3 protein-coding genes are annotated in these 3,700 nt (G+C 62.6%); all 3 read left to right on the top strand.

The window, feature by feature from the left end:
• Positions 1 to 124 precede the first annotated feature (124 nt).
• Genes GQO94_RS20640 through GQO94_RS20650 form a run of 3 tightly spaced genes read left to right on the top strand, consistent with a single transcriptional unit; the run spans position 125 to position 3,581 of the window.
• Entirely contained in the window at positions 125 to 1,672 is a 1,548-nt protein-coding gene (locus GQO94_RS20640) for a tyrosine-type recombinase/integrase (protein ID WP_095687465.1), read from the top strand.
• The gene (locus GQO94_RS20645) at positions 1,666 to 2,580 is read left to right on the top strand and encodes a tyrosine-type recombinase/integrase (RefSeq protein WP_095687466.1); all 915 of its coding nucleotides are present in this window, start codon (positions 1,666 to 1,668) and stop codon (positions 2,578 to 2,580) included. The genes GQO94_RS20640 and GQO94_RS20645 overlap by 7 nt, the downstream gene beginning before the upstream one ends.
• The gene (locus GQO94_RS20650) at positions 2,577 to 3,581 is read left to right on the top strand and encodes a tyrosine-type recombinase/integrase (protein WP_155188124.1); all 1,005 of its coding nucleotides are present in this window, start codon (positions 2,577 to 2,579) and stop codon (positions 3,579 to 3,581) included. The genes GQO94_RS20645 and GQO94_RS20650 overlap by 4 nt, the downstream gene beginning before the upstream one ends.
• Positions 3,582 to 3,700: the final 119 nt, after the last annotated feature.

Below are 3,700 nucleotides of genomic sequence, written 5' to 3' on the forward strand. Positions count from 1 at the left end.
TATTCTTTGCAGTCGCAGTTTATGTCGAGCGTGGCGGCAGGAGGCGCAGGTTTCCTTCGGTTTTCCATGATTTCACTCCAGATAATTACGGTTCCCTCGACCTCAACAAGTCGAAGGAACCAACATGCGATCAAGATCATCATTGCCGTTTCGAGCGGCCCCGCTCCGGGTCGACGACCCGCCCAGTCACGACGCTCTACTCACCGCATTCCTCTCCTCTCTGTCGCTCGACGAGAGGTCAGGCAGTGCGGTTCTGTTTGGCGCTGCGGCCCGTCATTTCCTGCATTGGATGGAACTGCACGGGATCGCGATCCGCACGATCGACGATCGGACCGTTCGGCGGTTCGAGAAGCATCGGTGCCGTTGCCACCGGTATTCGGCGCAGCAGCCAGTTTATAAGGCGGACATTGCAGCGCGGGTCAGGCGCTTCGTCCGCTTCCTGGAAGATCAAGGCTACGTCGATGTCGACGACGGGATGGACGATCTGCCACGGTACCTCGCCGACTATTTCGATGGGATCGATCGCTTGCAACTCGCGCAAGGACCGGCCCAGTCCTATCGATCCGAGGCCGAGCATTTCGCGGCCTGGCTTCGCATTGTGCGGCGGCGGTGGGCCGATATCGACGACACGATCATCGACCAGTACGGCGCGCATGTTTGTCGCTGTCCGGTCTGGCGCAAGCGAGGCAAGCTCGTTGCATCAGGTGCGAAGCGTCGACGGCGGTGCGCTCGGCACTTCGTCGAGTTTCTGCGGCGGCAGGGTGCCATCCCACCAGTCGAACCGGTGGCGGATGCTGACCCGCACATGGCGGCTTACCTTGCCTGGCTTCGGCAACATCGCGGCGCCACCGAAGAGACGATCCGCCGCTACCGGGCCGACATTCGTCGGCTCATGCCCATGCTGGGCGAGCCTTCGCAATGGGATGCGGCGGCGCTCAGGCGGGCGTTTGAACGACGAAGCAAGGAGACGCCGGGATCCGTCTCGCTGATCGTCACGATCATGCGGAGCTACATCCGCTTTTTGATTGGGCAAGGCGAGTGTCGACCGGCACTGTTGCACGCGATCCCTTCGGTCCAGCGATACCGCCTGTCGACGCTGCCCCGCCACGTCGACCCGGCAACGGTCGAGCAGATCATCGACGCCTGTCCGACAGGCCGCCCAGTGGAAGTTCGGGACAAGGCCATCATTCTTCTGCTCGCCAGGCTCGGCCTGCGTGCCGGCGATATTCAGGATATGCACCTCGAAGACATCGACTGGCGGTCCGGTCATCTGACGGTCAAGGGCAAGACCAGACGGCCAGACCGGCTGCCGTTACCCCAGGATGTTGGCGACGCGATCCTGGACTACATTGCCACGGCCCGTCCCAAGGCCGCCGATCCGCACTTGTTCGTACGCGCGCAAGCCCCGTTCCGGCCATTCCGTTCGTCCGCCGAGATTGCCGGCATAGTTGCGCGCACGCGTGAACGCGGCGGGATCCAGGGCGTGCCGACCGGATCGCACATCTTCCGGCATTCGCTTGCCACCAACTTGCTGCGCGCAGGCGCGGGGCTGGAGTCCGTCGGGACCATCCTGCGCCACAGCTCACCCGAGACCACCGCCATCTACGCCAAGGTCGATCTGCCGATGCTCATGAAGATCGCCCAGCCATGGCCAGGAGAACCGTCATGCTGAACACGCACATTTCCCGCTACGTTGCACTGCACCGCAGTCTTGGCCGGAAGTATGACGAACAGGATCGGCTGCTCCGCCTCTATGCAGCCTACGCAGGGCATTTCGGTGACCAACACACCCAGGTCCAGCGCATCTACGACTGGTGCCACACGGCGAGCTCGCAATATGTGGCACAGACCCGCTTCGACACCGTTCGCAACTTCAGCCTTTTCGCCCATGCCGAGGAACCCGCCCACGAAGTGCCTCCTGCTGGCGTCTTCGGCCGGGGTAAGCGTCCACGCCCGACCCCGTATATCATCGAGCCCGAACAGATCCGCGCCATCATGGCCGCGGCGCTGGACCTGCCGCCCAAAGGCACAATCAGCCCCCACACCTACCATTGCCTGTTCGGATTGCTGGCAGCGACTGGCCTGAGGATTTCCGAAGCCCTCGCGCTACAGTGTGACGATCTGGGCGAAGACGGGTTGATCATTCGCAATGGCAAGTTCGGCAAGCAGCGCCTCGTCGCGTTGCAACCGTCGACCCGGCAGGCGCTCGAAGCATATCTCGCGACCCGAGCGAGGCTCGGCGCCACGGGCAATGACCTGTTCGTCACCATCCGAGGACGGGCACCCCACAAGGTTCGCGCCCACATCGTGTTCGTCCGGTTGGCACGACAGCTTGGATACCGCGGACCGACCGGAACAGCGGGTATGCGGATGCACGATTTGCGCCATACCTTCGCCGTGCGCTCGCTGGAGTCCTGTCCGCCGGACAGGGAGGCCGTGGCACATCACATGGCCGGCCTCAGCGTCTATCTGGGACACGCGTCGGTCGCCAACACCTACTGGTATGTCGAGGCCACCCCGGTGTTGCTGCGCGACATCGCGGTCGCCAGCGAACACCTTTACCTGGGAGAAGCGGCATGACGGCACTCGCCCCTTATCTCTCGGCGTACCTGCGCGAACATCTTCCGCGCGACCGCGCCGTCAGCCCGCACACGGTGAAGACCTACGCCAACTGCTTCGTGCTGCTGGTCCGGTTCGCTGCCGACCGGTTGAAGCGTCGGCCAACCGATCTTGAGGTCGAGGATCTCGGCACGGACCTCATCCTGGCCTTCCTCGACCATGTTGAGAACGGACGCGGCAGCTGCGTGAGGACCCGCAATGGCCGATTGGCAGCGATCCGATCATTCTTCCGGTACATCGAGTATCGCGTGCCTGCCTGTCTCGATCAGGCCCTGCGCATTCGTGCGATTCCAACCAAGAAGACCGACAAGGCACTGATCGACTACCTCGACCGGGCAGAGATCAAGGCTTTGCTTGATGCACCTGATCCCCGGACCCGCCTCGGCACTCGTGACCGCGCTATGTTGCACCTGGCCTATGCTGGCGGGCTCAGGGTGTCGGAACTCGTATCGCTGCAACAGCGCGATTTCCCGGACCGTTCGCTGTCCACCATGCACATCATGGGAAAGGGCCGCCGCGAACGGGTCTTGCCGCTCTGGAAAGAGACCCAGATCGCATTGCGCGCATGGCTTGCGATCCGCCCCGAAGCGCAGGTTTCCGAGATATTTCTCAACGCGAACGGGCAGCCCATGACGCGTGACGGGTTCGCATTCCGACTGGCCGAACACGTTAAGATTGCCGGAATCAAGCAGCCTTCGATCCTCGGAAAACGGGTCACGCCGCACGTGCTGCGCCATTCCTGCGCCATGCATACGTTGGCGGCGACAGGTGACATTCGCAAAGTCGCGCTGTGGCTCGGCCACGCCAGCATCCAAAGTACCGAGGCCTATCTGCGCGCCGATCCCGAGGAGAAGCTGCAGATTCTCGCGGCCCACGGCGCCCCCGCCATCATGCCCGGACGCTTCAAGCCGCCATCCGACGCTCTGATCACCATGCTTACCGACGTTCGAAGACTGGCCTGACCCGTCCCCAGACATTCCCCTGATCCTCATATATTATCTGGAGTGAAATCATGGAAAACCGAAGGAAACCTGCGCCTCCTGCCGCCACGCTCGACATAAACTGCGACTGCAAAGAATAC

Source organism: Novosphingobium aquimarinum (assembly GCF_009746585.1).
GTDB lineage: Bacteria > Pseudomonadota > Alphaproteobacteria > Sphingomonadales > Sphingomonadaceae > Novosphingobium > Novosphingobium aquimarinum.

Coding starts and splice junctions, on each gene's coding strand:
- GQO94_RS20640 (WP_095687465.1), top strand. CDS start 125: ATGCGATCAAGATCATCATTGCCGTTTCGAGCGGCCCCGCTCCGGGTC.
- GQO94_RS20650 (WP_155188124.1), top strand. CDS start 2,577: ATGACGGCACTCGCCCCTTATCTCTCGGCGTACCTGCGCGAACATCTT.
- GQO94_RS20645 (WP_095687466.1), top strand. CDS start 1,666: ATGCTGAACACGCACATTTCCCGCTACGTTGCACTGCACCGCAGTCTT.